This window comes from Streptomyces sp. NPDC005494, assembly GCF_042872025.1.
Classification (GTDB): Bacteria; Actinomycetota; Actinomycetes; order Streptomycetales; family Streptomycetaceae; genus Streptomyces.
The window spans coordinates 96,422-122,409 of the sequence record NZ_JBIAJR010000004.1 but is presented as its reverse complement, the minus strand read 5'-3'; the positions used below and the strand labels follow the sequence as shown (position 1 = coordinate 122,409).

At 68.1% G+C, this 25,988-nt stretch carries 19 protein-coding genes; 12 read left to right on the top strand and 7 right to left on the bottom strand.

Going from position 1 to position 25,988, the window contains the following annotated elements; all coding sequences use genetic code 11:
* Positions 1 to 1,114 (top strand): hypothetical protein (locus ACFYQ6_RS14380; RefSeq protein ID WP_388763111.1); only part of this gene is annotated, 1,114 nt, incomplete at its 5' end.
* 172 nt (positions 1,115 to 1,286) lie between these two features.
* On the opposite strand, the gene ACFYQ6_RS14375 is transcribed toward ACFYQ6_RS14380, so the two are convergent.
* On the bottom strand, positions 1,287 to 1,673 hold the full coding sequence (locus tag ACFYQ6_RS14375) for a Scr1 family TA system antitoxin-like transcriptional regulator (RefSeq protein WP_388763110.1): 387 nt from the start codon (positions 1,671 to 1,673) through the stop codon (positions 1,287 to 1,289).
* Positions 1,674 to 1,869: 196 nt separating this feature from the next.
* On the opposite strand from ACFYQ6_RS14375, the gene ACFYQ6_RS14370 reads away from it, so the two are divergent.
* Positions 1,870 to 2,949: a lytic polysaccharide monooxygenase gene (locus ACFYQ6_RS14370; protein ID WP_388763108.1), complete on the top strand. Its 1,080-nt coding sequence runs from the start codon at positions 1,870 to 1,872 to the stop codon at positions 2,947 to 2,949.
* Between the two features lie 165 nt (positions 2,950 to 3,114).
* On the opposite strand, the gene ACFYQ6_RS14365 is transcribed toward ACFYQ6_RS14370, so the two are convergent.
* The 4 genes from ACFYQ6_RS14365 to ACFYQ6_RS14350 all read right to left on the bottom strand — a co-directional run bounded on the left by ACFYQ6_RS14365 (position 3,115) and on the right by ACFYQ6_RS14350 (position 10,211).
* A complete protein-coding gene (locus ACFYQ6_RS14365) occupies positions 3,115 to 3,753 on the bottom strand; it encodes a class F sortase (protein ID WP_361583782.1) in 639 nt (212 codons plus the stop codon).
* Positions 3,754 to 3,817: 64 nt separating this feature from the next.
* Positions 3,818 to 4,522, bottom strand: coding sequence for a hypothetical protein (locus tag ACFYQ6_RS14360; RefSeq protein WP_361583784.1), 705 nt, complete (start codon positions 4,520 to 4,522; stop codon positions 3,818 to 3,820).
* A 264-nt stretch (positions 4,523 to 4,786) separates the two neighbouring features.
* Entirely contained in the window at positions 4,787 to 6,283 is a 1,497-nt protein-coding gene (locus ACFYQ6_RS14355; RefSeq protein WP_388763106.1) for a hypothetical protein, read from the bottom strand.
* A 79-nt stretch (positions 6,284 to 6,362) separates the two neighbouring features.
* Positions 6,363 to 10,211 (bottom strand): GH92 family glycosyl hydrolase, encoded by a 3,849-nt coding sequence (locus ACFYQ6_RS14350; protein WP_361583789.1) that lies wholly within the window; start codon positions 10,209 to 10,211, stop codon positions 6,363 to 6,365.
* A gap of 494 nt (positions 10,212 to 10,705) precedes the next feature.
* On the opposite strand from ACFYQ6_RS14350, the gene ngcE reads away from it, so the two are divergent.
* From ngcE to ACFYQ6_RS14305, 9 genes are all read left to right on the top strand, one after another.
* A complete protein-coding gene (ngcE, locus tag ACFYQ6_RS14345) occupies positions 10,706 to 12,154 on the top strand; it encodes an N-acetylglucosamine/diacetylchitobiose ABC transporter substrate-binding protein (RefSeq protein WP_361583792.1) in 1,449 nt (482 codons plus the stop codon).
* A gap of 50 nt (positions 12,155 to 12,204) precedes the next feature.
* Positions 12,205 to 13,128, top strand: coding sequence for a sugar ABC transporter permease (locus tag ACFYQ6_RS14340; RefSeq protein WP_361583795.1), 924 nt, complete (start codon positions 12,205 to 12,207; stop codon positions 13,126 to 13,128).
* 97 nt (positions 13,129 to 13,225) lie between these two features.
* The gene (locus tag ACFYQ6_RS14335) at positions 13,226 to 14,143 is read left to right on the top strand and encodes a carbohydrate ABC transporter permease (RefSeq protein ID WP_361583798.1); all 918 of its coding nucleotides are present in this window, start codon (positions 13,226 to 13,228) and stop codon (positions 14,141 to 14,143) included.
* 311 nt (positions 14,144 to 14,454) lie between these two features.
* Positions 14,455 to 15,654 (top strand): ROK family transcriptional regulator, encoded by a 1,200-nt coding sequence (locus tag ACFYQ6_RS14330; RefSeq protein WP_145812074.1) that lies wholly within the window; start codon positions 14,455 to 14,457, stop codon positions 15,652 to 15,654.
* Between the two features lie 119 nt (positions 15,655 to 15,773).
* Positions 15,774 to 16,883 carry a substrate-binding domain-containing protein gene (locus ACFYQ6_RS14325; RefSeq protein WP_361583802.1) on the top strand — a complete coding sequence of 370 codons (1,110 nt, stop codon included), beginning with the start codon at positions 15,774 to 15,776 and terminating at the stop codon, positions 16,881 to 16,883.
* Between the two features lie 196 nt (positions 16,884 to 17,079).
* Entirely contained in the window at positions 17,080 to 17,868 is a 789-nt protein-coding gene (locus tag ACFYQ6_RS14320) for an ATP-binding cassette domain-containing protein (protein WP_014153351.1), read from the top strand.
* Positions 17,865 to 19,142 carry a sugar ABC transporter permease gene (locus ACFYQ6_RS14315; RefSeq protein WP_361583804.1) on the top strand — a complete coding sequence of 426 codons (1,278 nt, stop codon included), beginning with the start codon at positions 17,865 to 17,867 and terminating at the stop codon, positions 19,140 to 19,142. The genes ACFYQ6_RS14320 and ACFYQ6_RS14315 overlap by 4 nt, the downstream gene beginning before the upstream one ends.
* A gap of 173 nt (positions 19,143 to 19,315) precedes the next feature.
* Complete coding sequence (gene dxs, locus ACFYQ6_RS14310) at positions 19,316 to 21,229, top strand: 1-deoxy-D-xylulose-5-phosphate synthase (protein WP_361583806.1); 1,914 nt, start codon at positions 19,316 to 19,318, stop codon at positions 21,227 to 21,229.
* A gap of 146 nt (positions 21,230 to 21,375) precedes the next feature.
* Positions 21,376 to 22,878 carry an amino acid permease gene (locus tag ACFYQ6_RS14305; protein WP_388763102.1) on the top strand — a complete coding sequence of 501 codons (1,503 nt, stop codon included), beginning with the start codon at positions 21,376 to 21,378 and terminating at the stop codon, positions 22,876 to 22,878.
* A gap of 5 nt (positions 22,879 to 22,883) precedes the next feature.
* Here ACFYQ6_RS14305 and ACFYQ6_RS14300 read toward each other — a convergent pair whose 3' ends face one another.
* Complete coding sequence (locus tag ACFYQ6_RS14300) at positions 22,884 to 23,285, bottom strand: NTP pyrophosphohydrolase (RefSeq protein ID WP_388763100.1); 402 nt, start codon at positions 23,283 to 23,285, stop codon at positions 22,884 to 22,886.
* Between the two features lie 17 nt (positions 23,286 to 23,302).
* Positions 23,303 to 24,406, bottom strand: a complete 1,104-nt coding sequence (locus ACFYQ6_RS14295; RefSeq protein WP_361583814.1) for an LCP family protein — start codon at positions 24,404 to 24,406, stop codon at positions 23,303 to 23,305.
* A gap of 346 nt (positions 24,407 to 24,752) precedes the next feature.
* Between ACFYQ6_RS14295 and ACFYQ6_RS14290 the strand changes: the two genes are divergently transcribed.
* The gene (locus tag ACFYQ6_RS14290; protein ID WP_361583817.1) at positions 24,753 to 25,877 is read left to right on the top strand and encodes a hypothetical protein; all 1,125 of its coding nucleotides are present in this window, start codon (positions 24,753 to 24,755) and stop codon (positions 25,875 to 25,877) included.
* The last annotated feature ends 111 nt before the right edge of the window (positions 25,878 to 25,988 follow it).

Here is a 25,988-nt window from a genome sequence, read left to right as displayed (position 1 = left end):
GCAGTGGTATCGCCACGACGGTTACACGGACGGCACCAATCGGTGGACGGCCGGAGGAGGCGGGAACAACGTCAGTGATGGGTGGAACATCTACAGCACCGTATTCAGCGATACCGCTCAATCCGTTGCCGTGCCAGCAGCCTCCCCACCCGCTGCCAAGCCCGCTACCTCCCCACCTCAGCCCGCGTCGGGCATTCTTCTCAAGGCATTCGTCCGCAGCGGAGGTGCCAAGCGACTCGGCAAGATTCGTATGCCGCCGGCAGCGGTGTCGGCCGGGGAGATCATCTACAAGCGAAGCGTCTTCGACGCGACTGGCGCCCTGGTCGTGGAGGAAGGAAGGGTAGCGGCTGGAGCCAATACACCCGTGCCGGTCGGCCCCTTGCACGTTCCTCGAGAGAGCTTCTCCTACAGACACACCTTCGTCGACGAGTCCGGTGCGCTGAGAGCGCGTGCCGGAGACATAACGGTGACCGCTGACTTGCGACTGCAGATCGGCATCGTGAAACTCGAAGGTTCGGTCGACGGAGAGAAACTCACCGCAAACGGTTATGCCGAAGTAGTCACGGTCAGGGTTGACGGATCCGCCTCGTTCGGTGCTCCAGGTGCCGGGGGGAGCGCTACTGGGCATGCTGTGGGGCCCAATGCCCACATGTCCGGGGAAGCCGGCCCGAATGGAGTGGGCGGGGAGATCGGCCTGTCCGCGGGCGAGATCGGCGGGCAACTCGGTGTAACGATCGGAGGCCAGCCTTTCGGCGTCGGCGGTGAGATCGGCCTCAAAGCAGAGCTAGGTCTGCACTGGGCGGCGACAAGCACTATCACGTTGCCTCTCATTACCATCAGTGGCCCAAATCCGCTGGCTGGGGTGACATCGTTCGCCATAGGCGCTGTGAACGACCTCGCTCGAGACCCGGTAAGGACCGCGGAGCAGGCGATCAACGACATCGCCGGTGTCGGCATAGACGCGGTCGAGGAGGTCGGCCAGATAGTCAAAAGCATTGCCGGCATCTTCGGGGACGACGACGAGGACGAGGAAGACAAACACACTGTGACCAGAGACGAGTGGGGGGACCCCAAGAAGCATGCGCCGCCCGGGCAAGTACTCTTTGACCGGTGAGGTGGCAACCTCGATCGGCCACCTGCCTGGCTTCTCCAGACCTGTCTCAAGCAGGTGGACGCCGCCCAAAGGCAGGCGCGACAGTGGATGCTTGCGGGACCTGTTCCTCACCGGTGAGATGTGACGCCGCGTCCGCGTGAGGTGGAGGGCGACACAAGAATCACTCAACAACTCACGAACCGCGGGTCACAGCCCTGGCGTAGTCGCGCGTCTGCAGAACTCCCGGCACGAGCATGGGCGCGTATTCGCAGATGCTCGTGGCCCTTCTTTCCAACTCCGCCGCATCTGCGAAATAGTCCGCTACCTTCGACTGCCGGGCGAGCAGACTGAGCCGTTGCAAGTGCTCTCCGCTGAGCAGCAGTTCGTCGAACTTCCGGGACAGGTCCACCTGAGGCCGCCGATCGGGCGCCTCGAACAGGCCGATGTACGTGCCCGAGCAGAACGCCCGCTCACCCAGCTCGTTCTGCGACAGCCCCGCCGCCTCCCGCAGCCGGCGCAGCTCCGCACCGTAGAAGGCGCGGGGGTTCGCGTACGGGTCCAAGTCCTTCGGAAGCGGCATGGGCCCGAACGTATCGGTTACCCCGCCCCCGTATACCGCGATTGCGCCGAAGTCACCCGCACGGGGCTGCAAAAGCCTTTCTGCGCAAGGCGTTTACATGGTTTCGGGTCGGCGCTAGCCTCCGCGAGTGGGAGCGCTCCCAAGCTCGCCCGCACCCCGGCCCCACCCGGCGCCGCAGCGAAGGGACGTACGCATCGTGATCCAACTGACGAGACATCGATTACTGGCAGGCACGCGCCGAAGAGCCGTCCTGCTCACCCTGCTCGCCCTCCTCACGACCATCCCCGCCCTCGGGCTCGTCGTCACCACCGGCGAGAAGGCCGAGGCGCACGGTACGCCCATGAAGCCCGCCAGCCGCACCTTCCTGTGCTGGCAGGACGCGCTGACCGACACCGGCGAGATCAAGCCGGTGAACCCCGCCTGCAAGGCCGCGGCACAGCAGAGCGGCACCACCCCCTTCTACAACTGGTTCTCCGTGCTGCGCTCCGACGGCGCCGGCCGCACCCGCGGCTTCGTGCCCGACGGTCAGCTGTGCAGCGGCGGCAACACCAACTTCACCGGGTTCAACCAGCCCAGCACCGACTGGCCGGTGACGCACCTGACCGAGGGGTCGACCATCGACTTCTCGTACAACGCCTGGGCCGCGCACCCGGGTTGGTTCTACGTCTACATCACCAAGGACGGCTACGACCCCACGCAGCCGCTGACCTGGGCCGACATGGAGGAGAGCCCCTTCATCTCCGTCGACCACCCGCCGCTCAACGGCAGCCCGGGCACCGTGGAGGCCGACTACAAGTGGACCGGCGCGCTGCCGGACGACAAGGACGGCCGTCACGTCATCTACGTGGTCTGGCAGCGTTCCGACAGCCAGGAGACCTTCTACTCCTGCTCCGACGTGGTCTTCGACGGCGGGAACGGGGAGGTCACCGGGGTCAAGGACGGCTCCACCACCACCCCGACCGAGCCTCCGCCGGGTGCCTGCACCGCCACACGCAGCACCACCGGCAGCTGGAGCAACGGCTACCAGTCGGAGGTGAAGGTCACCAACACCGGTGACGTGCCGATGCTCGGCTGGATGGTGGAGTGGACGCTGCCCACCGGGCAGAAGGTCGCCAGCCTCTGGAGCGGGACGATGACGACGCAGGGGCAGGAGGTGATGGTCCACAACGCGGGCTGGAACGGTTCGCTGGACCCCGGTGAATCCACGACCTTCGGGTACGTCACCGAGGGCGGGGCTCCGGACGCCGCTCTGGCACTCGGCTGCAGGGTGGGCTGAGCGCGCGCGGTCCCGAGCGGCCGGCGCCGGCCTCCCCGGACGGGGTGCCGACCGTGACCGGGCCGCGGTACCGCCCCCACTCCGCAGGCCCAGGACGCGGACGGCCGGTACCTCGCCCCCGAGGTACCGGCCGGTTCCGTGTGGCTCCGTGTGGCGTCGTGCCGTTCAGGCCGCCTTCTTCTTGAGTGACGTGAGGTGGGCGAATACGACGACGTTGGCGGAGTAGCCGTTCTTCTTGTCGAAGCGTCCACCGCACGTCATGAGCCTGAGCTCCGGACGGCCGGTGGCCCCGTACACCTTGTCGTCGGGGAACTTGTCCTTCGTGTACGTCTTCACCTCGTCGACGGTGAAGACAGCGGTCCGCTTGTCCGCCCGGGTGACCTTCACGGTGTCGCCCCGGCGCAGGACGTTGAGATTGAGGAAGATCGCCGGCCCGGTCGCGGTGTCACGGTGGCCGACGAGCAGGGACGTACCTGCCTCCCCCGGGGACGGGCCCTTGCGGAACCAGCCCACCAGCTTCGGCTTGCTCAGCGGCGGGGCGCCGAGCCGGCCCTTCTTGTCCAGTTCGAGGCCCATGACCGGGGCTTCGATGAAGATCGCCGGGATGGCGACCTTAAGCGGACGGGAGTGCACCAGCGGTGCGTGCGAGGCCGGCACCTTCTTCGGCGGCGCGTGGGGTGCTCTCCGGAAGGGGGGCGCCCCGCCGCCCGCGGCATCGCTGCCGCGGGCGGCGGTGACCGACGAGGCGTCATCGGGCGAGTCCGAGCTCGCCCACACGATGCCGGTCACCAGCGAGAAGGTCACGCACAGGGTGATCGTGAGCCGGCAGGCGCGGCTGGGTCCCCGTCGGCGCCGTCGGCCTCGCGCGTCATACCTCGTTGCGGGCACGGCGGCGCGCGGTGCGACGGACCATGATCAGGCCGGCGATACCGGCGGCCCCGGCGACCAGCGCCGCCGAGGTCCCGACGTTCGAGTCGCTCTCGGAGCTGACGCTCTCCATGTCGGGAACGCCGCCGCCACCCGCGGGCACCGCACCGGAGGGCTTGTCGTAGATCTCCGCGGAACCCTTCTCCGCGGAACCCTTCTCGGAGCCCTTGTCCGCCTGGGCGCCCGTGTCCGACCCGCCCCGGCCCGCACCGTCGGCGTTGTCGCCGCGCCGGCCGCGCTCGGAGCAGTCCACCTCGAAGCTCTTCTGCTTCGGGAGGGTTCCGACGGTCCAGGTCAGCTGGTACGTGCCCTCGGGCAGCAGGTACTCCTGGCTGCGGCCCTGGCCGTTGGCGAGGGGGAGGGTGTTCGTCAGGGTGTTGCCCGGGGGCCGCTCGGTGATCGTCCAGACGACCAGGGGCAGCTCCCCGAAGTTGTTCGCCGCGAGGACGAACTGGCACACCTCGACGCCGTTGCGGTCACCTCGCGAGTGCCAGCTGACGGAGCGGATGTCGATGTCGCCGCTCTCACCGACGGCCTGTGCGGCAGGGGCTCCGGCCAGGGCGACCACCCCGGCGGCGGCCACCGCGGCGGCCACCGTGGTGCCCGTGCGGATGCTGCGGGAGCGGAGGGAAGCGGAAATGCGCATGCTGGGCTCCTTCAAGCCGAGATGATTGTCGTACTGATCACCTGATCGCCTAAGAGATGACATGGATCCACGGAAAGGTGCGCCGAGACACGCGAAAGTACGCAAAAGTACCCTGACTAGCCCACTCCGGGCGGTGAACTCCCAGGTCGGAGCCGTACGCATGACCGATCTCGCGAGTGCGGGCGTGCGTCGGCGCGTCGGCCCCGGCCCTCGACCGCTGGGAACGGGTCACGAATCCGCCGGCCCTCGACCGCCGGGAGCAGGTCAGGAACCGGCCTGACCTCGGCGCCGCAGCCGGCGCCGGTACACGACCACCAGGGTCACCGCCGCAGCGGTGCCCACGCCGACCGCGGTCCAGGTCACCAGCTCGAGGACGGTGGGCCCGGGCAGGGCGGGCGAGGCGTCGACCGGGATGACGGCGGTGTCGTTGCCGGGGGTACGGTCGTACGGGTTGTACGCCCGCACGCTTCCCTGCGCGCCCGGGACCTGCCGGTCGATACGGATGCGGAAATCGATGGTCGTCGTCCCGTCGTCCCCCTGGGGCGAGAGGAACGCGGTCGAGTCGAGTTCGCAGACGAAGGCCGCGCCGGGCTTCTCCGGCCGGGCGCATCCCCACGCGCTGTCCGTGTCCTCGAAGGTGTACGGGACGGAGCTGACCGTCGTGCCCTCCGGGGGCACCACCTCGAACCGGCCCTTGGCCTCGTCGCCCAGCAGCTCGCCGGGGCCGAGGTCGCGCACGCCGAGCCGTACGCTCACCGTGTCGCCGACCCGTCCCCGGACCGTCTCCGTGACGGGCCGGTAGTCGGCCTGGACCGTGGTCTCCACCGCGACGGTTCCGTTGATCCCGTCGAAGCTCCCGTCTGCGGTGCGGACCAGGGTGAGGGGCGCCCCCGTACCGCGCACGGCGTGGCCGGCGGGCTTCTCCGGGGCGGACGACCAACTGTAGGAGAGCGAGCCGGACACCTGCCTCCCGGCGGCGACGCAGGACAGCGGTGCGCCGGTGCGGTACGCGGCGCCCGGCGCGGCCTTCGGGGGGAACACACACCACGCCGACGTGGGGGAGGCACCGTCGTAGGAGCAGTTGCTGTGGAGGGCCTTCAGGGTGAGGCCGCCCTCCGCAGTGATGCGCAGGGCCACGCCCCGCTCCGCCGCGAACCGGGTGTGGTTGGCGAACTCCGGTGTCAGTGGCGCAGGTTCACCCGGCTCCACCCCGCTCACCCTCAGTTCCTTGCCGGGCGTACCCAGGGTGGGACCGCCGACGACCAAGCGGGTGGTGCCGGTGACGGACGCCGTGTTGTCGGCGCTCGCCGTGTAGGTGACCGTTCCGCTGTCGCCCGGCTCCACGCCGTCCAGGCCGAGGATGTCGAACGGCGCGTTGCTCTCGCCGTCGTTCCGCAGAGTGCCGTACTCACAGGTGTACACCCAGCCGCTGCCGGTGCAGTTGCCGTAACCGCCTTCGACCACGCGTGCGATGCCCTTCAGGCCCGAAGCGTCGACGACGACCCGGATGTTGCGGGCCGGCTCCTCGTTGCCGGGCACGACGGCGACGGGCACCTCGAAGTCCGAGGTGGAGGCCTCGGCTCCCTCGTCCGCGTTGTAGACGACCATGGAGCGCAGCACGTCCTTCAGGCTCAGCGCCGGTCCGTCCGCCGCGACGGCGCCGGCCGGCGCGAGGAGGGTGGCGAGAGCGAGAAGGGCGGCCGGGGCCACGGCCGTTACCGCCGCGCGAGCGGTGATCCGCGTCCGGGTCCGATGGAGCATGCGGAGCACTATGCCACCGGGGGCAGCCCCCCCGCTGATGCGGGTGGCCGCCCCCGGCGCCGTGACTCGATCTAGACGGTCAGGAGATCAACTCGATCTCCGCCAGCGTCGCCGTCTCCGTGCTCACCAGCCTGTACTGCGCGTACGCCCCCGGTGCGGCCACCGAGAACACCCGGGTCTGCTTGTCCCAGGCGAACGTCTGACCGGACCGCTTGTCGAGGTCCTTCCAGGTCTTCCCGTCCGCCGATCCCTGGAGCACCCAGCCCGTGGGAGCCTTCGCCGCCGTGGCGGAGGTCAGCGTGTACTGGACCGCCTTCGTGCCCTCGGCGGCCGGCAGGTCCACCGACTCGACGGTGGCCGAGGTGGCGGAGGTGTTGTCGTACAGCGCGCCGTCACCCTTGAGCACGTCGCCCTTCGGCGCGGGCACCTTGTCGTCCCGCGTGATGGAGACAGGGGCCGCGTTCTTGCCGGTACCCCAGGCGGAGGGCTTGGAGCCCATGTCGAACTCCAGCACTCCGCCCTTGGCGAGCAGGTCGTGCGGCAGCGAAGTGGACGCCCACTTCTTGCCGTTGACCTTCAGGCCCTGGACGTAGATGTTCGTGGCGCTGTTCTTCGGCGCCCTGACGACCAGGTCGCGGCCGTTCTCCAGGTGCACGGTGGTCTTCGTGAAGAGCGGCGACCCGATCGCGTACTCACCGCTGCCCATGACCAGCGGGTAGAAGCCGAGGGAGGAGAAGAGGAACCAGGCCGACTGCTCGCCGTTGTCCTCGTCGCCGTGGTAGCCCTGGCCGATCTCGCTGCCGGTGTACAGCCGGCCGAGGACCTCGCGGACCTTCTCCTGGGTCTTCCAGGGCTGCGAGGCGGCGTCGTACATGTAGGTGGCGTGGTGCGCGACCTGGTTGCTGTGGCCGTACTGGCCCATCCGCACGTCGCGTGCCTCGGTCATCTCGTGGATCACGCCGCCGTAGGAGCCGACGAACTCGGGCCCGGCGGTCTCCGGCGTCGAGAAGTACGTGTCCAGCTTCTTCGCCAGGCCGTCACGCCCGCCGTAGAGGTTGGCCAGGCCGCGGCTGTCCTGCGGGGCGGTGAAGGCGTAACCCCAGCCGTTGGTCTCCGTGTAGTCGTAGCCCCAGACGCGGGGGTCGTACTGGTCGGAGGGCAGACGCCAGTCGCCGTTGGCCTTCTTGCCCTGGAAGAAGCCGGCCTTCTCGTCGAAGAGCTTGACGTAGTTCTGCGCCCGGTTGAGGAAGTACGCGGACTCCTCCTTGTAGCGCTGCTTCTTCGTCTTCTCGTAGAGGGCCTGGCCCATCTGCGCGATGCCGTAGTCGTTGAGGTAACCCTCCAGCGACCAGGAGAGACCCTCGTGGGTCGAGGTGTTCGCGTATCCGGTGAAGACCGAGGTCTCCATGCCCTTGCGTCCGACCCCCGAGGACGGCGGGGCCACCGTGGCGTTCTTCACCGCCGCGTCGTAGGCCGCCTCGGCGTCGAAGTCGACGCCCTTGACGTACGCGTCGGCGAAGGCCACGTCGGAGCTGGTGCCGGTCATCAGGTCGGAGTAGCCCGGGGAGGACCAGCGGGAGATCCAGCCGCCGTCCTTGTACTGCTGGACGAAGCCGTCCACCATCTTCCCGGCCTGCTTCGGGCTGAGGAAGGAGTACGCCGGCCAGGTCGTCCGGTAGGTGTCCCAGAAGCCGTTGTTGACGTAGACCTCACCCTGGACGATCTTCGAACCCGTGTGGGTCGGGGTGTCGGTCCCGGTCTGGGCCGAGAAGGGGCTCGCGTAGGTGCTCTTCCCGTCGACCTGCTCGAAGCCCGAGTTCGGGTAGAGGTAGAGCCGGTACAGGCTGGAGTAGAGCGTGGTCAGCTGGTCGGCGTTCGCACCCTCGACCTCGACCTTGCCGAGGATCTTGTCCCAGGCCTTCTGCGCGTTCTTCCTCACCTTGTCGAAGGAGGCCTTCTCCGGCAGCTCCATGGCCAGGTTCTTCTTCGCCTGGTCGACGCTGATGAGCGAGGTGGCCAGCCGCAGGTTCACCGTGCGGTCCTTGCCCGCGTCGAAGCGGAAGAAGCCGGTCACGTCGTCACCGCCGCCGCCCTTCAGCTTTCCGCTGTCGGTGACGGGAGCGTCGAAGACGCCGTATACGAACAGCCGGGTGGCCCCGGTCGAGCCGCCGCTCTTCACGTCGGAGAAGCCGGTGAAGGAACCGGTCGCCGGGTCGAGGGTGAGACCGCCCCTGTTGTCGACGTTGTCGAAGACCAGGCTCGCGTCGTCACCGGGATAGGTGAAGCGCATCCGCGCCGCGTGGTCGGTGGGCGTCATCTCGGCCTTCAGGCCGTTCTCGAACGTCACCCCGTAGTAGTGCGGGGTCGCCTTCTCGTTCTCGTGGCGGAAGGGCAGCGCACGCGCCGTGCGGGAGGCGTCGGGCGTGCCGGAGGCCGCCGACGGCATCATCTGGAACGTCTGGCGGTCGCCCATCCAGGGGCTCGGCTCATGACTGGCGCTGAACGCCTGCAGCGTGGGCAGGTTGTCCTCGTTGTTGCCGCGCGCGTAGTCGTATATCCAGCTGGTGGAACCGGCGTTGGTCACCGGAGTCCAGAAGTTGAAGCCGTGCGGGACCGCGGTGGCGGGGAAGTTGTTGCCGCGGGAGAAACCGCCGCTGGAGTTGGTGCCGCGCACCGTGGACGCGTAGTCCGAGAGGTGCGCCTTGCGCTTCTCGGGGGCCTTCGGGGCGATCGTGACGTCGTCGATCCAGCCCTGGAACTTCGAGGAGCCCTTGGGGGAGTCGTACGCCACCAGGATCCGGTCGACCGTCTTGCCGGCGGCGACCGCCCCGATGCGAGAGGCGACCTTGTTCCACTGGTTCACGTACAACCGCTTGGCGTCGGCCTGGCCCTGCGGGGTCAGCAGTCCGCCGTGGCTGTCGGTCGCCTTCAGCCGGCTCAGGTAGGTGCCGTCGGTGAAGGCCAGGTCCACCGCCACGTGCGTCGCGGGGTAGTCCAGGTCGGTCTCGGTCATCTGCGGGTAGACCAGGTAGGACAGCTGGGTGTCCTTGGTGACGACGGTGTCGACGTCGAAGACCTTGTTGTACGAGTAGGCCCGGCCGTCCGGCTTGTGCGTGCCCGCGTACCGCAGGGCCTTCTTGCCGGTGAACCCCGCGCCCTGCTTGGCGGTCGGGGAGCCCGAGGGGCCGCGGTCGGGCTGGGAGCGCATGTCGTCCGGGGCGGGCGTGGAGGTGTCACCGTCGGAGAACTGGACGTCGGCGAGCTGGATCGCGTCGGACGCCCCGTTGTTCTTCGAGATCTCCAGCCGGAAGTGCTGGTAAGCGGTGTCCGCCGTGAAGTCGTACGACTTCGTCTGGAAGCGCTCGGAGAACGTCTGTCCGGTGCGCGTGTCCAGATCGGTCCAGGACTTCCCGTCGGTGGAGCCCTTCAGCGTCCAGTCCTTGGGGTCCCGCTCGTCGTGGTCGTTGGCCGAAGTGAGGGCGTACGTCACGACTTTGACGGGCTCGGCGAGGTCGAACTCGACCCAGCCGGAGGACTCGAAGGCCAGCCACTTGGTGCCGGACTCCACGTCGACCAGGTTCTCCTTGACCTCGCCGCCGCCGGTGTTCTCGCCGCTGGCGCGGACATCTGTCACCTGATCGGTGACATTGCCCGGGATTCCGGCGGAGAATCCGCCGTCGACACCCGATGCCCGCTTCTTCCCGTCAGGACCTTCCTCGACCGTGTTGCGCCAGTCCGGCTGCTTCTCGTCGGCCTCGAAGGAGGAGCTGAACGACGTGTCGCCGGACGGCTTCTGCGGGGCGCCGAACGACTGGGCGACTGCCGTGGCGGGGGCTGCGAGGGTCAGCACGAGAGAGGCCGCGAGCACCGCGGCCGACCGGCTGTGTCTGTGGCGCGAGCCTTGCTGGGGACCACGTGGGGGCTGCATACGAGCCATTCCTCCCGGGGGGCGTGCTGAGGACAACGTTGTCATCGTGGGATACGGGTTCCAGTAGGGAGGCAAGTGGCCGGATGTGTCAAGGGTGTTGCATGGGATGGTCCTGGTGATTCGACCGTATTGCGGAAAGCGGTGTTTCCGTGAGAAGGCACTCCGTGCCGAGGTGACCGTGAGGTCTCAACTCGGGAAAGACTGCCGCTCAACCATGCATTCGATCTTGCTCAGTTGGCGGCAAGTGGACTATACCTGTCGGCGTCTGCACAGCCGCTTCACAACGGCGCGCGGACACGGGGGAGGGGGCACGGCTGCGGGCGCGTGAAAGGGTCCGCCGTACGGTCCTCCGTAAATCCCCCACTGCACCTGGAATCCGGCAATATGCACGACCCAAGCGCAACTGACCGCGGTGGCGGGGCCCTTCGCCTAGGCGAATTCTTTACGGGTGACCGGTACACCGCCTGAGTCCTGGAGAAGGCGAGGACTTGAGCATGGGATCCACCTCCGGCCGCACGAATGAGGGCCTTGGCCGTCGCGATGTGATCAAGCGTTCTGCCGCACTCGGCCTGATCGCCGTCCCGACGATGAGCTTCCTGGCGTCCTGTGCGAGCAGCGACAGCGGAAGTGACGAGAAGGTCGAGAAGGGCACCAAGAGCGCGAAGAACCCGCTCGGTGTCAACGAGACCGCAGCCCTCGAAGTCGTGATCTTCAACGGTGGCTTCGGCGAGCAGTACGCCATCGACGCCGAGAAGAAGTACAACGAGGCCTTTCCCAAGGCACCGAAGGTCAAGCACTCCGCGACCGAGAAGATCCAGTCGATCCTTCAGCCGCGCTTCAACGGCGGAACCCCGCCGGACCTGATCGACAACTCCGGTGCCGAGCAGATGGACATGGGTGTCCTGGTCGGCAAGAAGCAGCTCGCCGACCTGACGCCGCTGATGGACGCCCCGTCGTACGACGACCCGGCGAAGAAGGTCCGCGACACGCTGCGCCCCGGGGTCCTGGAGATGGGCCAGTTCGACGGCGACCCGGTCTGGGTCATGTACTACGCGTACACCGTCTACGGCGTCTGGTACTCGCAGACCAACCTCGAGAAGCTCGACGCCGCGTACCCGGAGACCTGGGACGACATGCTCGCCCTGTGCGAGAAGGCGAAGAAGAAGGGCATCGCCGGCTGGACGTACCCCGGCAAGTACCCGTACTACCTGCCGTTCTCCCTGTACCCCTTCATCGCCAAGATCGGTGGCCGTGAGGTCCTCGACAAGATCGACAACCTGGAGCCGAACGCCTGGAAGGACCCGGCCGTCAAGGCCGCGTTCGAGGCGTACTACGAGCTCTACAAGAAGGGCTACATCCTCAAGGGCACGCCCGGCCTGACCCACATCCAGTCGCAGACCGAGTGGACCAAGGGCAAGGCGCTCTTCATCCCGAACGGTTCGTGGGTGGAGAACGAGGCCGCGCCCACCACGCCCGAGGACTTCAAGATGATGGTCGGGGCTCCCTCCAGCCTGGACGCCTCCGACAAGCTGCCCTTCGGCACCGTCTGGGCGTCCGGCGGCGAGCCCTTCATCGTCCCGGCGAACTCCAAGAACCCCGAGGGCGGCATGGAGCAGCTGCGCATCATGCTCAGCGAGGCCTCCTCCAAGAACTTCACCCAGAAGGTCAAGTCGCTGACCGCCCTCAACGGCGGCACCGACGGCCTGACGCTGTCCACCGCGCTGCAGTCCGGCGTAGACGTCCTGGCGAAGGCCGGCGAGAACGTGGTGAACCCGCGGCTGCAGGACTGGTACGCGAAGCTGCAGAAGGAGCAGATCGGTATCGCCGGAATCGGCGAGATGATGGCCGGCCGCGCGACCCCGGCGGAGACCATCAAGAAGATCCAGGGCTTCGCCGACGCGGCGGCCAAGGACCAGTCCATCAAGCACTACAAGCACCAGTGAGCAACCGTCACCAGCGGCGGCACCCGCTCGGAAATCGGGGTCGGTAAACGATGCAGCACGGCAAGTACCGGTTCATCGTGGGGTTTCTCGTGGCCCCACTGGCGTTGTACGCCATCTTCGTCATCTGGCCCTTCGCCCAGTCCATCTACTACTCGTTCACGGACTGGACCGGACTGAGCCCGGACTTCCAGATGGTCGGCTTCGACAACTACAGCCGGATGCTCGACGACGACATCTTCTGGAAGTCACTGCAGCACAGCGTGCTGCTGGCGCTGCTGCTGCCGCTGGTGACGCTGGGCCTCGCGCTCTTCTTCGCCTTCATGCTCAATGTCGGCGGCCGTCGGCGCAAGAACGCCGCGGTCGCCGGGGTGCGGGGCTCCTCCTTCTACAAGATCGCCTATTTCTTCCCGCAGGTCCTGTCGATCGTGATCGTGGCCCTGCTCTTCCAGTTCGCGTTCAACCCCACCTCCGGAATGCTGAACGCGACGCTGAAGTCCGTCGGCCTCAAGAGCCTTCAGCCGGACTGGCTCGGCGATCCCGATCTGGCGCTCTACTGCGTGATGGTCGTGCTGATCTGGTCGACGGTGGGATTCTTCGTCGTCCTCTTCTCCGCCGGGATGGCGTCGATCCCGAAGGACTTCTACGAGGCCGCCCTGCTCGACGGAGCCGACCGCGTCACGACCTTCTTCAAGATCACGCTGCCGCTGCTGTGGGACACGGTGCAGTCCGGCTGGGTCTACATGGGCATCCTGGCACTCGGTGTCGAGGCGTTCACCGCCGTACAGGTCATGACGGTGGGCCCCGGTGGCCCCGACTACTCCACCACCGTCCTGCCGCTGTACGTCTACCAGACGGCCTTCCGGGACGCCCAGGCCGGCTACGCGACCACGATCGGGGTCGGGCTGCTCATCGTCACCATGCTCTTCGCGGGCATCGTGATGCGGCTCGGCCGACGCGAGCGGCTGGAGTTCTGATGCCGTACCCCGCGCGGTCCGGCGACCGGAAGGCCGGCTCCAGGCAGAACAGTTCGGTCCCGGTGGCCGGCCCGACAGTTGCACGAGGTGAGCACCGATGAAGGTCACTGAGACTCCGCCCGCCGTCCCGGCACCGCGCTCGCCGGTGACCAAGGCGCACACCCCGGAGGAGGGGCCGGCGAAGAGCAGCGAGGGCAAGGTCCTCAACGTCTTCTCGCACGGTGTGCTGGTCATCTGGGCGGTGCTCGTGGTCATGCCGCTGCTCTGGGCGGTGATGTCGTCCTTCAAGACGGACGACGCGATCCTGTCGACGCCGTGGAAGCTGCCCGACGGCCTGCACTTCGAGAACTGGTCACGGGCCTGGAACCAGGCCCATATGAGTGACTACTTCTTCAACACCATCCTGGTGGTGGGCGGTTCGCTCATCGGCACGCTGCTGCTCGGCTCGATGGCGGCGTACGTGCTGGCGCGGTTCGACTTCCCCGGGAACCGTTTCATCTACTTCCTCTTCATCGGCGGGATGAGCTTCCCGATCATCCTGGCGCTGGTCCCGCTGTTCTTCGTCATGAACAACATGGGCCTGCTGAACTCGGTGCACGGGCTGATCCTGGTCTACATCGCCTACTCGCTGCCGTTCACCGTCTTCTTCCTCACCTCGTTCTTCCGGACGCTGCCGACCTCGATCGCCGAGGCGGCGATGCTCGACGGGGCCTCGCACACGCGGACGTTCTTCCAGGTGATGCTGCCGATGGCGAAGCCCGGCCTCATCAGCGTCGGCATCTTCAACTTCCTGGGCCAGTGGAACCAGTACATGCTGCCGACGGTGCTGAACACGGACCCGGACGGCAAGGTGCTCTCGCAGGGCCTCGTCGAACTGGCCACCAGTCAGGGCTACAAGGGGGACTGGTCCGGTCTCTTCGCGGGTCTGGTCATGGCGATGCTGCCGGTGCTCGCCGCCTACATCGTCTTCCAGCGCCAGGTCGTGGCGGGACTCACGGCGGGGGCGCTGAAGTAGGGAGACCCCCGGGCACGTGGGGGCGCTGAAGCAAGGGAGACCCCTCGGCGCGCGTTCACGTATCAGCTCTTGTCGTCACCCTGGCAACAACAGTCACCAGAAACGAACAGGCCCTCCGGGCCAGGAACCACCCCCCGGTCCTCGGCCGGGGGGTGGTTCCGTACTGGTTGAGCCCGTTTTCGCCCCTGTCCGGATGTGGAGGCTCGATGCTCATCGGAGGCTGTCACTGCTCAAGGTCTTGACGGGGAGCACCCCAAAACGCTCAGCTTAGAGTTCACATGTTAGAGAAAACGGCAGGAGTGAGTGAGTCGATGGAGACTCCGGGGTCGCAGACATCTCTGCATCGGGCCAACCTTGAGCGGGTCGTACGTGCCGTGAGGATGGCGGGGTCCCTGACCCAGGCGGAGATCGCCAGGAGCACCGGCCTCTCCGCAGCCACTGTCTCCAACATCGTGCGTGAACTCAAGGACGGCGGCACGGTCGAGGTGACCCCCACCTCGGCGGGCGGGCGCCGCGCCAGGAGCGTCTCCCTGAGCGGGGACGCGGGCATTGTCATCGGGGTGGATTTCGGGCATACCCACCTCCGGGTGGCGATCGGCAACCTGGCCCACCAGGTCCTGGCCGAGGAATCCGAGCCGCTGGACGTGGACGCCTCGTCGGCGGAGGGCTTCGGCCGGGCGGAACAACTGGTCAACCGCCTGATCGAGACCACGGGCATCAGTGCCGCGAAGGTGATCGGCGTGGGCCTCGGCGTGCCGGGCCCGATCGACGTGGAGTCCGGCACGCTGGGCTCCACCTCGATCCTGCCGGGCTGGACGGGCATCAACCCGAGCCAGGAGCTCGCCGGCCGCCTCGGCGTGCCGGTGTACGTGGACAACGACGCCAACCTGGGCGCGCTGGGCGAGCTCGTGTGGGGCAGCGGCCGCGGGGTCAAGGACCTCGCCTACATCAAGGTCGCCAGCGGCGTCGGAGCCGGGCTGGTGATCGACGGGCACATCTACCGCGGCCCCGGCGGCACCGCCGGCGAGATCGGCCACATCACGCTCGACGAGGCGGGCCCTGTGTGCCGCTGCGGCAACCGCGGCTGCCTGGAGACCTTCACGGCGGCCCGGTACGTCCTGCCCCTGCTCAGGCCCAGCCACGGGCCCGATCTCACGATGGAGCGGGTGGTGCAGCTGGCCCGCGAGGGCGATCCGGGCTGCCGCAGGGTCATCGGGGACGTCGGACGGCACATCGGCAGCGGGGTGGCCAACCTCTGCAACCTGCTCAATCCGAGCCGCGTCGTGCTCGGCGGATCCCTCGCGGAGGCGGGGGAGTTGGTCCTCGGGCCCATCCGGGACTCGGTCTCGCGCTACGCCATTCCCAGCGCCGCGCGGCAGCTCTCCGTGCTGCCCGGCGCGCTCGGCGGGAGGGCCGAGGTGCTCGGTGCACTGGCCCTCGTGCTCAGCGAGATGGGGGATTCAACCCTTTTGGAGAGCACCCTCCCCGCCGCGACGCCTGCCTTCACTTAGATAACGAATGGCACCGTTGTCATCTCGTTAAGTATTTACTCCTTGACGCTGACCTCGCGGCCGAGTTGACTTCCAGCCACCTCGGCCGCAACGTCGCGGCCTCGTCAGGGAGGTTCGAAATGAACACGCGTATGCGTCGTGCCGCCGTTGCCGTTGCCGCCACCACCATGGCCGTCTCGCTCGCTGCTTGCGGGAGTGCCAAGGAGTCGGGCGACAAGGCCTCCACCGACTCGGGCAAGAAGGGCGACGATCTCAAGATCGGTCTGCTCCTCCCCGAGAACGTCACGGCCCGTTACGAGAAGTTCGACAAGCCGATCATCGAGAAGAAGGTCGGCGAGCTCACCGGCGGTAAGGCGGAGGTCGTCTACGCCAACGCCAAGCAGGACGCCACGCTGCAGTCGCAGCAGGTCGACACCATGATCACGAACAAGGTCGACGCGCTGATCATCGACGCGGTCGACGCCAAGGCCATCGAGAACAGCGTGAAGAAGGCCAAGGACGCGGGCATCCCCGTCGTCGCCTTCGACCGCCTCGCCGAGGGCCCGATCGACGCCTACACCTCCTTCGACAACGAAGAGGTCGGCCGCGTGCAGGGCACGGCCCTGCTGGAGGCCCTGGGCGACGCCGCCAAGCCCACCATCGTGATGATGAACGGCTCGATCACCGACCCGAACGCCGCGCTCTTCAAGAAGGGCGCCAAGTCCGTCCTCGACGGCAAGGTGACGTACGGCAAGGAGTACGACACCAAGGAGTGGAAGCCGGAGAACGCCAACGCCAACATGGAGGGCGCGATCACGGCCCTCGGCAAGGACAAGATCGCCGGCGTCTACTCCGCCAACGACGGCATGGCGGGTGGCATCATCCAGGCCCTCAAGTCCGCCGGTATCTCCAAGCTCCCGCCGGTCACCGGCCAGGACGCCGAACTCGCCGGTGTGCAGCGCATCGTCACCGGTGAGCAGTTCATGAGCGTCTACAAGCCCTACCCGCAGGAGGGCGTCGTCGCCGCGGAGATGGCCGTCGCGCTCGCCAAGGGCGAGAAGCTCGACACCATCGCCACGTCCGAGGTCGACAACGCCGGCACGAAGGGCATCGCCACCGTGCTCGTCCCGGTCGTCTCGCTGACCAAGGACAACATCAAGGACACCGTCATCAAGGACGGCATCTACACGCTCGACGAGATCTGCACGGCCAAGTACAAGGCCGCCTGCACCGCCGCGGGCCTGCAGTAGGCCCCTTCCGCCCGGCCGGCCCTCCACGGCCCGCCGGGCGGACCCGAAGCCTGTCCGGTGCCCCGCCCACCAACTGTCCCGCTGCCGGGCGGGGCGCCGGACGGAACGCTTCGTCCCCTCCTTTTTCATGCTTCTGCTCAAACCACCGCGCCTTCCCCCAGGCGCGGTATCCCCGCCGGGTCAGGCGGCGAAGGAGATGGTTCACGTGTCCGCTACGCCCGTGTTGGCGTTGCGAGGGGTCTCCAAGCGATTCGGTGCCGTCCAGGCGCTCACCGACGTAGAGCTTGAGGTCCACGCCGGTGAGGTGGTCGCCCTGGTGGGTGACAACGGTGCCGGTAAATCAACGCTGGTCAAGACGATCGCCGGGGTCCACCCCATCGATGACGGAGTCATCGAGTGGGACGGTCGCGCGGTCCAGATCAACAAACCGCACGATGCCCAGAACCTGGGGATCGCGACCGTCTACCAGGACCTCGCGCTCTGCGACAACATCGACGTCGTCGGCAACCTCTACCTCGGCCGGGAGCTCCGCAAGTTCGGAATCCTCGACGAGGTCGAGATGGAGCGGCGGTCCCGCGAGCTCCTGAGCACGCTGTCGATCCGCATCCCCAGCGTCCGCATACCGATCGCGTCGCTCTCCGGCGGTCAGCGCCAGACGGTCGCCATCGCGCGTTCGATGCTGGGCGAGCCCAAGCTCGTCATCCTCGACGAGCCCACCGCCGCACTCGGCGTCGAGCAGACCGCCCAGGTCCTCGACCTCGTCGAGCGGCTGCGCGAGCGAGGCCACGCGGTCATCCTCATCAGCCACAACATGGCCGATGTGAAGGCCGTCGCCGACAAGGTCGCCGTGCTCCGGCTGGGCCGGAACAACGGGGTCTTCGACGTGAAGACCACCTCGCAGGAAGAGATCATCTCCGCCATCACGGGTGCCACGGAGAACGCCGTGACCCGTCGTGCGGCGCGCAACGCGGAGGCCCAGAAGTGACAACCGACAAGACGTCCACCGCAGTGGTCAACCCGGAGGCGGCCAAGGGCGCCGACACCGTGGTCGACCCCAGGCTCCTCGTGCGCGAGCAGGGCCTCGGCGGCTACATCACCGAGTTCAAGCGCAAGATGCGCGGCGGTGACCTCGGCTCGATCCCCGTGATCATCGGCCTGATCATCATCTGCGTCGTCTTCCAGAGCCTGAACTCCGAGTTCCTCTCCGCGAAGAACGTCAGCGACATCGCCGTCACGATGGTGGCCACCGGCATGATGGCCGTCGGCATCATCTTCGTGCTGCTGCTCGGCGAGATCGACCTCTCGGTCGGCTCGGTCAGCGGTGTCTCCGGCGCCGTCGTCGCCGTCCTCAGCGTCACGCACGGGATGAACGAGTGGCTCGCCGTCCTCGTCGCGATCCTCAGCGGCGCCGTCATCGGCGCCATCCACGGCTTCTTCTTCGCGCGGATCGGCGCTCCCGCGTTCGCCGTCACCCTCGCCGGCCTGCTGTTCTGGCTGGGCTTCATGCTCCAGCTGCTCGGCGACACGGGCACGATCAACCTGGACAGCGACGGTGTCGTCGGCAAGCTGACCACGTACTACTTCGCGGACGTCGCCGCCGCCTACGGCCTCGCCGCCGTCGCGGTGATCGGTTACTTCCTCTCCGCGTTCCTGGACACCCGCCGCCGCGAGGCCGCGGGCGTCCCGTCGCGGCCGCTGGTCGACATCGTGATCCGCACCGCCGTCCTCGCCGTCTTCGGCTTCGGCGCTGCGTTCATGTTCAACCAGTACCGCGGTCTCCCGCTGGCCCTGGTCCTCTTCCTCGTCGTGCTGGTCGGTACGGACTTCGTCCTGCGCCGCACCGCCTACGGCCGGAAGATCTTCGCGCTCGGCGGCAGCGTCGAGGCCTCCCGCCGAGCGGGCATCAACGTCACCGCGATCCGCGTCTCGGTCTTCGCCATCGCCGGCACCTTCGCGGCGATCGGCGGCCTGTTCTGGGCCTCCAAGATCGCGGCGGCCAACCAGGGCTCCGGCGGCGGCGACCTCCTGATGAACGTCATCGCCGCGGCCGTCATCGGCGGCACCAGCCTCTTCGGTGGCCGGGGCCGCACCTGGAACGCGCTGCTCGGTGTCATGGTGATCGTCTCGATCCAGTACGGTCTGGCCCTCGAAGGCATCGCCACGCCGATCAACTACATGATCACCGGTGCTGTTCTTCTCGTCACGGTCGTCATCGACTCCATCACCCGCAAGACGCAGAAGACGGCCGGTCGCGCCTGACCGTCGTACCTGCACACACGTGCCCGGCATCCTCCGCGATGCCGGGCATGTGCGCGTCCGGCCGACCCCGGCGCGGCGCGGCTGAATGCGCCGCCCGATGACCGGGCCCGCCGGCGGAACATTAGACTCATCGGATCGACTCGCTCGACCAGCTCACACGCAAGGAGGCACGGGTGGATCTGCTGACCCGCATCAGGGGACCGCGCGACCTGGACCGGCTCGACTCCGAGCAGCTGGACCAGCTCGCCGGCGAGATCCGTACCTTCCTCGTCGAGGCGGTGTCCAAGACCGGCGGCCACCTCGGCCCGAACCTGGGCGTGGTCGAGCTGACCATCGCCCTGCACCGGGTCTTCGAGTCCCCGCAGGACAAGGTCCTCTTCGACACGGGCCACCAGAGCTATGTGCACAAGCTCCTCACCGGCCGGCAGGACTTCTCGAAGCTCAAGAGCAAGGGCGGCCTCTCCGGCTACCCCTCCCGCGCCGAGTCCGAGCACGACGTCATCGAGAACTCGCACGCCTCGACGGTGCTCGGCTGGGCCGACGGCCTCGCCAAGGCCAACGAGGTCCTGGGCAAGGACGACCACGTCGTCGCCGTCATCGGTGACGGCGCGCTCACGGGCGGTATGGCCTGGGAGGCGCTGAACAACATCGCCGCCGCCAAGGACCGCCCGCTCGTCATCGTCGTCAACGACAACGAGCGCTCGTACGCCCCGACCATCGGCGGCCTCGCGAACCACCTCGCCACCCTGCGCACCACCGACGGGTACGAGCGGTTCCTGGCCCGTGGCAAGGACCTCCTGGAGCGCACGCCCGTAGTCGGCAGGCCGCTGTACGAGACCCTGCACGGCGCGAAGAAGGGTCTCAAGGACTTCATCGCACCGCAGGGCATGTTCGAGGACCTCGGCCTGAAGTACGTCGGCCCCATCGACGGCCACGACATCGAGGCCCTGGAGTCGGCGCTCCAGAGGGCCAAGCGCTTCGGCGGGCCCGTCATCGTCCACTGCCTCACCGAGAAGGGCCGCGGCTACACCCCGGCGCTCCAGGACGAGGCGGACCGCTTCCACGCGGTCGGCAAGATCCACCCGGACACGGGGCTGCCCATCTCCACCTCCGGCCTCGACTGGACCTCGGTCTTCGGCGAGGAGATGGTCAAGCTCGGCCACGAGCGCGAGGACATCGTCGCGATCACGGCCGCCATGCTCCAGCCCGTCGGCCTCGGCAAGTTCGAGGAGGCGTTCCCGGACCGGATCTACGACGTCGGGATCGCCGAGCAGCACGGCGCGGTCTCCGCGGCCGGCCTGGCCACCGGTGGACTGCACCCCGTCTTCGCGGTCTACGCGACGTTCCTGAACCGCGCCTTCGACCAGGTCCTGATGGACGTCGCCCTGCACAGGTGCGGGGTGACCTTCGTCCTGGACCGGGCCGGTGTCACGGGCACGGACGGCGCCTCGCACAACGGCATGTGGGACATGTCGATCCTGCAGTGCGTGCCGACCCTGCGCATCGCCGCCCCGCGCGACGCGGACCAGGTGAGGGCCCAGCTGCGCGAGGCCGTCGAGGTCGACGACGCCCCCACCGTCGTCCGCTTCTCCAAGGGCGCGGTCGGCCCGGCGGTCAAGGCCGTCGGCACGGCGGGCGGCATGGACATCCTGCGCGAGGCGGGCTCGGACACGCCGGACGTCCTCCTGGTCTCCGTCGGCGCCCTCGCGCCGATGTGCCTGGAGATCGCCGCTCTGCTGGACGCCCAGGGCATCTCCACGACGGTCGTCGACCCGCGCTGGGTCAAGCCCGTCGACGAGGCGCTCGCCCCGCTCGCGGCGCGGCACCGGGTCGTCGTCACCGTCGAGGACAACAGCAGGGCCGGCGGCGTCGGCTCCGCCATCGCCCAGGCACTGCGGGACGCGGACGTCGACGTACCCCTGCGTGACTTCGGCATCCCCCCGGTCTTCCTCGACCACGCCTCGCGCGGCGAGGTCATGGCGGAGATCGGGCTGACCGCGCCGGACATCGCCCGTCAGGTCACCGGCCTCGTCGCCAAGCTCGACGGACGGTACGAGAGCCGGGCCGTGGAGCCCGTCCGCGACTGATCCACCACGCGTGCCCGATGGGCCGGTCGCCACCCCGCACGGGTGGTCCGACCGGCCCATTCGCGTGAAATCGGGCCGCGCGGAGCCTGCCGGGGGCGGCCGTTTACGAATCATGGCGTGCACGACGAGTGCGTGGAGGTACGCCGGTGAGCACGCAGCAGGACATGCCGCCCAGCGGAGACGGACTGTTCAGGACCAAGACGGTCGAACAGTCCATCCGTGACACAGAGGAACCGGAGCACGCGCTCAAGAAATCCCTCTCCGCGCTGGACCTCACGGTCTTCGGAGTGGGTGTCATCATCGGCACCGGCATCTTCGTCCTCACGGGCAAGGTCGCCAAGGAGACCGCGGGCCCCGCGACGGCCCTCGCCTTCGTCGCGGCGGGCATCGTCTGCGCGCTCGCCGCGCTCTGTTACGCGGAATTCGCCTCCACCGTCCCGGTGGCCGGATCGGCGTACACCTTCTCGTACGCCTCCCTGGGCGAGCTCGTCGCCTGGATCATCGGCTGGGACCTGGTGCTGGAGTTCGCCCTGGGCACCGCGGTGGTCGCGGTCGGCTGGTCGGGCTACGTCCGCTCGCTGATGGACAACATCGGCTGGACCATGCCCGAGGCGCTCTCCGGCCCGGACGTGGCGAGCGGATTCGGCTTCGACGTCCTGGCGTTCGCCCTGGTGCTGATCCTGACGGTCATCCTGGTGCTCGGGATGAAGCTCTCCGCCCGGGTGACCACCGTCGTCGTCGCCATCAAGCTGGCCGTCGTCTTCATCGTGATCATCGCCGGGCTCTTCTTCATCAAGGCGTCCAACTACACGCCCTTCATCCCCGAAGCCCAGAAGCAGGAGGGCGGATCGGGACTCGACGCCCCCCTGGTCCAGCTGATCTTCGGCTACGAACCGACGAACTTCGGCGTCATGGGCATCTTCACCGCCGCGTCCATCGTCTTCTTCGCGTTCATCGGCTTCGACGTCGTGGCCACCGCGGCCGAGGAGACCAAGCTCCCGCAGCGTGACATGCCGCGCGGCATCCTGGCCTCGCTGGTCATCTGCACCCTGCTCTACGTCGCCGTCTCCATCGTGGTCACCGGCATGCAGAACTACACCGAACTCTCGGTCAGCGCCCCGCTCGCCGACGCCTTCAAGGCGGTGGGGCACCCCTTCTACGCGGGTGTCATCAGCTTCGGCGCCGCGGTCGGTCTCACCACGGTCTGCATGATCCTGCTGCTCGGCCAGACCCGGGTGTTCTTCGCGATGAGCCGCGACGGGCTGCTCCCGAGGTTCTTCTCGGTGACGCACCCGCGCTTCGGCACCCCGTACCGCCCGACCATCCTGCTCGGCGTGATCATCGCCGTCGTGGCCGGCTTCACGAGCATCAACGAGCTCGCGACCCTGGTGAACATCGGCACGCTGTTCGCGTTCGTGGTCGTCGCACTCGGCGTGATCGTGCTGCGCCGCACCCGCCCCGAGCTGCACCGCGCCTTCCGCACCCCGTGGGTTCCGCTGCTGCCGATCGTCTCGGTGGCCGCGTCGGTCTGGCTGATGCTGAACCTTCCGGCGGAGACATGGCTCCGGTTCGGGATCTGGATGGTGATCGGCGTGCTCATCTACTTCGCGTACGGGCGGCGCAACAGCCGTATGGCGAAGGGCCGTTGAGCCGGTCACTCACGCCGCGTCGGAGGCAGAGGCCGTACCGTGCGAGGGCCCGCGCACCGGGCCCCGTACGCCTCGGCCCGCTGCCGCAGCTCGCGGTCGGCCGTGACCACGAGGCAGGAGCGTACTCCGTGGGCGGCGGCGGCCAGCGTGACGATCAGATCGTCGCCGCTGCCCGGCGCCGCCTCCACCCGTACTCCCGGTACGGAGGCGACCGCGCGCGCGGCGCCCTCCACGACCAGCACGACCTCGACGGGACCGGGCTGCCCGGGCAGGCCGTCCGCGGCGTAGGAGACCAGTGAGTCGCGCAGCCGCTCAGCCGCCCGGCGCCGGTCCCGCCACCATCCGTCGGGGACCGAGCCGACGACATTGGCGGCGTCGACGATCACGAGGGTCTTCTCACCGGTCATCCCTGAAGGATGACAGGTCAGCCGCCGGTGGCCGGAGACTTCTTGGCCGACTCGGGAATGGTCCCGTCCGTCCGGATCGCCTTCCAGAGGTCACCGGCCTGGGGCTCCGCCGCCACCACGCGGTTCGGGTCCTGCTTGTCGTAGGCGACCGGCAGCATGATCGTCTCCATGCTTGAGGGGTCGACGCCGTTCATCGAGCGGGCGAACTCCGCGAGCGAGGTCAGCGAGGCGAGCCCCTCGTCGGTCGTGAGCGACTTTGTCGCGGAGTTGGCGATCTTGTACGTGCTCGTCGGGCTGCCCAGCAGGTCCTGCGACTTGATCTCCGTCAGCAGGGCCATCAGGAACTGCTGCTGGAGCCCGATCCGGCCCAGGTCGCTTCCGTCGCCCACGCCGTGGCGGGTACGCACATAGGCGAGAGACTCGGTGCCGTTGAGCTTGTGCGTGCCGGCCGTCAGGTCGAGCCCCGAGGCGGAGTCCTTGATCGGCTCGTCGACCTTGACGGTGACCCCGCCGATCGCGTCGACCAGATCCTTGAACCCGGCGAAGTTGATCTCCAGGTAGTGGTCGATCCGGACCCCGGACATCTTCTCCACGGTCTTCACGACACAGGCCGGACCGATCTGGGAGTAGACGGAGTTGAACATGACCCGCTCGGCGGACGCCGTCTTCGAACCGTCACTCTTGACGCACTCGGGCCTGGTCACGAGGGTGTCGCGCGGGATGGAGACCGCGGTGGCCTCGGTGCGGCCCTCGGGTATGTGCACCACCAGCGCCGTGTCCGATCGGGCCCCGCTGACACCGCCGCCCCCGCCCAGCTCCTTGTTCTCCGCCCCGGCGCGCGAGTCGGAGCCGAGGACGAGCAGGTTCTGCCCTGTGGTGGGGAGCTTCTCGGGACGGTCCTCACCGAGCGCCTTGTCGATGTCGACGCCCTTGATGTTGCCGTCGAGGTCCTGGAACATCCAGTACGCCGTGCCGCCACCGGCGAGCAGGAGGACGACCAGCACCCCGAGCGTGATCTTGAGGCCGCGGCGGCGCTTCTGTTCCTTCTTCCGGCCGCGCTTCGGCGCTTCCGCCCGTCGAGAGGCGCGCGGGCCCGTGGGTACGGCGTCGTCGTGGCTCATCCTGCACGAGTCCCTTGGTCTGTGGCCCGTGAGGGCTGGGTACGGAGTTGGGGACTCGGGTGGGGCCGGTCCACTCATGTGGGGGGCTGGCCGAGTAGTATAGACAAATTTTCGAATCGTGTGTAATTCTTCGCGGGCTCTTCGCGCCCCGTACGCATTCACCTCCGGCCACACGGGCGGCGAACACCGGCGTGCGGAAAGGTGAACGCGGGTCGGCAGTTCGGTGGCGATCGAACGGAGATTCTATGATGGCGGGTGCCAAGCCCTTCGCGCGTCCCTGACGCGGCCGTGCGGCAGCCGGTGCCGGGGTCCGGGCGGGGAATCGTGGGAAGGACGACCTCACATCATGCGGGTCAAGTCTGGGCGCGCCGACCGAGGGACCACCCCGGTACGAGCTGTTCGGAACAACGAGAGCGGCGAACGCCACGCGGCCGTGGGCGCCGTCGCGGGTCAGTGGCTGCTGCGAGGCAAGGACGGAAGGCTCACCGCTTACGCGCGCCACCCGGACGGGGTGCTCCGGTGGACGGAGACGCGACCGGGGGGACCCGAGTGGTCGGGCCCGGACCTCTTCAGGATTCCGCGGCTGACGCACCTGTCCCTCGCGCAGGGTGCCGACGGATACGTGCATTTCCTCGGCCGCCGTTCCGTCCCGAAGAAGGACGGCCCGCCCGTCGTCGATGTGATGCATGCCATCCAGTACCAGAGCGGCAGGGCTCTCAGCTCGTGGCACTCCCTCGGCAATCCGCGCAAGAACACCGACCAGGCGTCCGGCATGGGCGCACCCGTGGGCACCGTGGGTCCGTCCGGGCTGCTGAACTTCTTCGTGCGGACCGGTGCCGGCGGTGTGATGCTCCGGCGCGACGACAAGGACGGCAAGTGGGAGTCGTGGCACAACATGAACGCCCGTGGAGCCGAGGAGGGGATCGCCGTCACGCCGGGCGCGTCAGGCGCTGTGGATCTCCTCGTGCAGGGACCGGGCGTCGCGATGCACTGGAGTCAGACCTCTCCGGGCGGGGCTTTCACACGGGAGCAGGACATTCCCGTGCAGATGGCGCCGGCCAGTGTGACGGGACTGGAGACAGCCCCGGGGCGGTGCACGTACTACTGGACCGATCCCGCGACGGGCGGCGTGATGGCGTACCGGGTCGGGGGCTGGGTCATCCCACTGGGCGGGACCCCGGCCGACGGGCCGGTCTCCGTCCTGAGGGCAGTCCTCGACGGCTACGACTGCACGGTGCTGGCCCACCGTGATCTCGACGGGCACGTCATGGTCGCGGCGTGCGGCACCGAGAACGAGGGGGGAGGCCTGTGGTGGTCGCCGACCGGTGAACGGACGGACATGCCTCCGGCCCTGGCGGTCGACAGCGCGGGGCGCGTGGTGCTGGCGGTGATCGGAGCCGACGGGGCTCTGTACGTCGCCCGTCAGAACCGCGAGCCGGGCCTGGCCATGGCGCCCGCCGTGCGCGTCTGACATTCGAACCCACGCACGAGACCTGTCGGTCATCAGCGCCATGGTCGATATGTACCCGATATCAAGCCTTTTGGCGTTTTGTGGCTTTCGAGCCTGACATTGACACGGAGC

Excerpts from the sequence above, each read along its gene's own strand:
- ACFYQ6_RS14325 (WP_361583802.1), top strand. The coding sequence starts at position 15,774 with ATGAACACGCGTATGCGTCGTGCCGCCGTTGCCGTTGCCGCCACCACC.
- ACFYQ6_RS14355 (WP_388763106.1), bottom strand. The coding sequence starts at position 6,283 with ATGCTCCATCGGACCCGGACGCGGATCACCGCTCGCGCGGCGGTAACG.
- ACFYQ6_RS14360 (WP_361583784.1), bottom strand. The coding sequence starts at position 4,522 with ATGCGCATTTCCGCTTCCCTCCGCTCCCGCAGCATCCGCACGGGCACC.
- ACFYQ6_RS14290 (WP_361583817.1), top strand. The coding sequence starts at position 24,753 with ATGCGGGTCAAGTCTGGGCGCGCCGACCGAGGGACCACCCCGGTACGA.
- ACFYQ6_RS14330 (WP_145812074.1), top strand. The coding sequence starts at position 14,455 with ATGGAGACTCCGGGGTCGCAGACATCTCTGCATCGGGCCAACCTTGAG.
- ACFYQ6_RS14375 (WP_388763110.1), bottom strand. The coding sequence starts at position 1,673 with ATGCCGCTTCCGAAGGACTTGGACCCGTACGCGAACCCCCGCGCCTTC.
- ACFYQ6_RS14300 (WP_388763100.1), bottom strand. The coding sequence starts at position 23,285 with ATGACCGGTGAGAAGACCCTCGTGATCGTCGACGCCGCCAATGTCGTC.
- ACFYQ6_RS14350 (WP_361583789.1), bottom strand. The coding sequence starts at position 10,211 with ATGCAGCCCCCACGTGGTCCCCAGCAAGGCTCGCGCCACAGACACAGC.
- ngcE (WP_361583792.1), top strand. The coding sequence starts at position 10,706 with ATGGGATCCACCTCCGGCCGCACGAATGAGGGCCTTGGCCGTCGCGAT.
- ACFYQ6_RS14320 (WP_014153351.1), top strand. The coding sequence starts at position 17,080 with ATGGTTCACGTGTCCGCTACGCCCGTGTTGGCGTTGCGAGGGGTCTCC.
- ACFYQ6_RS14295 (WP_361583814.1), bottom strand. The coding sequence starts at position 24,406 with ATGAGCCACGACGACGCCGTACCCACGGGCCCGCGCGCCTCTCGACGG.
- ACFYQ6_RS14335 (WP_361583798.1), top strand. The coding sequence starts at position 13,226 with ATGAAGGTCACTGAGACTCCGCCCGCCGTCCCGGCACCGCGCTCGCCG.
- ACFYQ6_RS14340 (WP_361583795.1), top strand. The coding sequence starts at position 12,205 with ATGCAGCACGGCAAGTACCGGTTCATCGTGGGGTTTCTCGTGGCCCCA.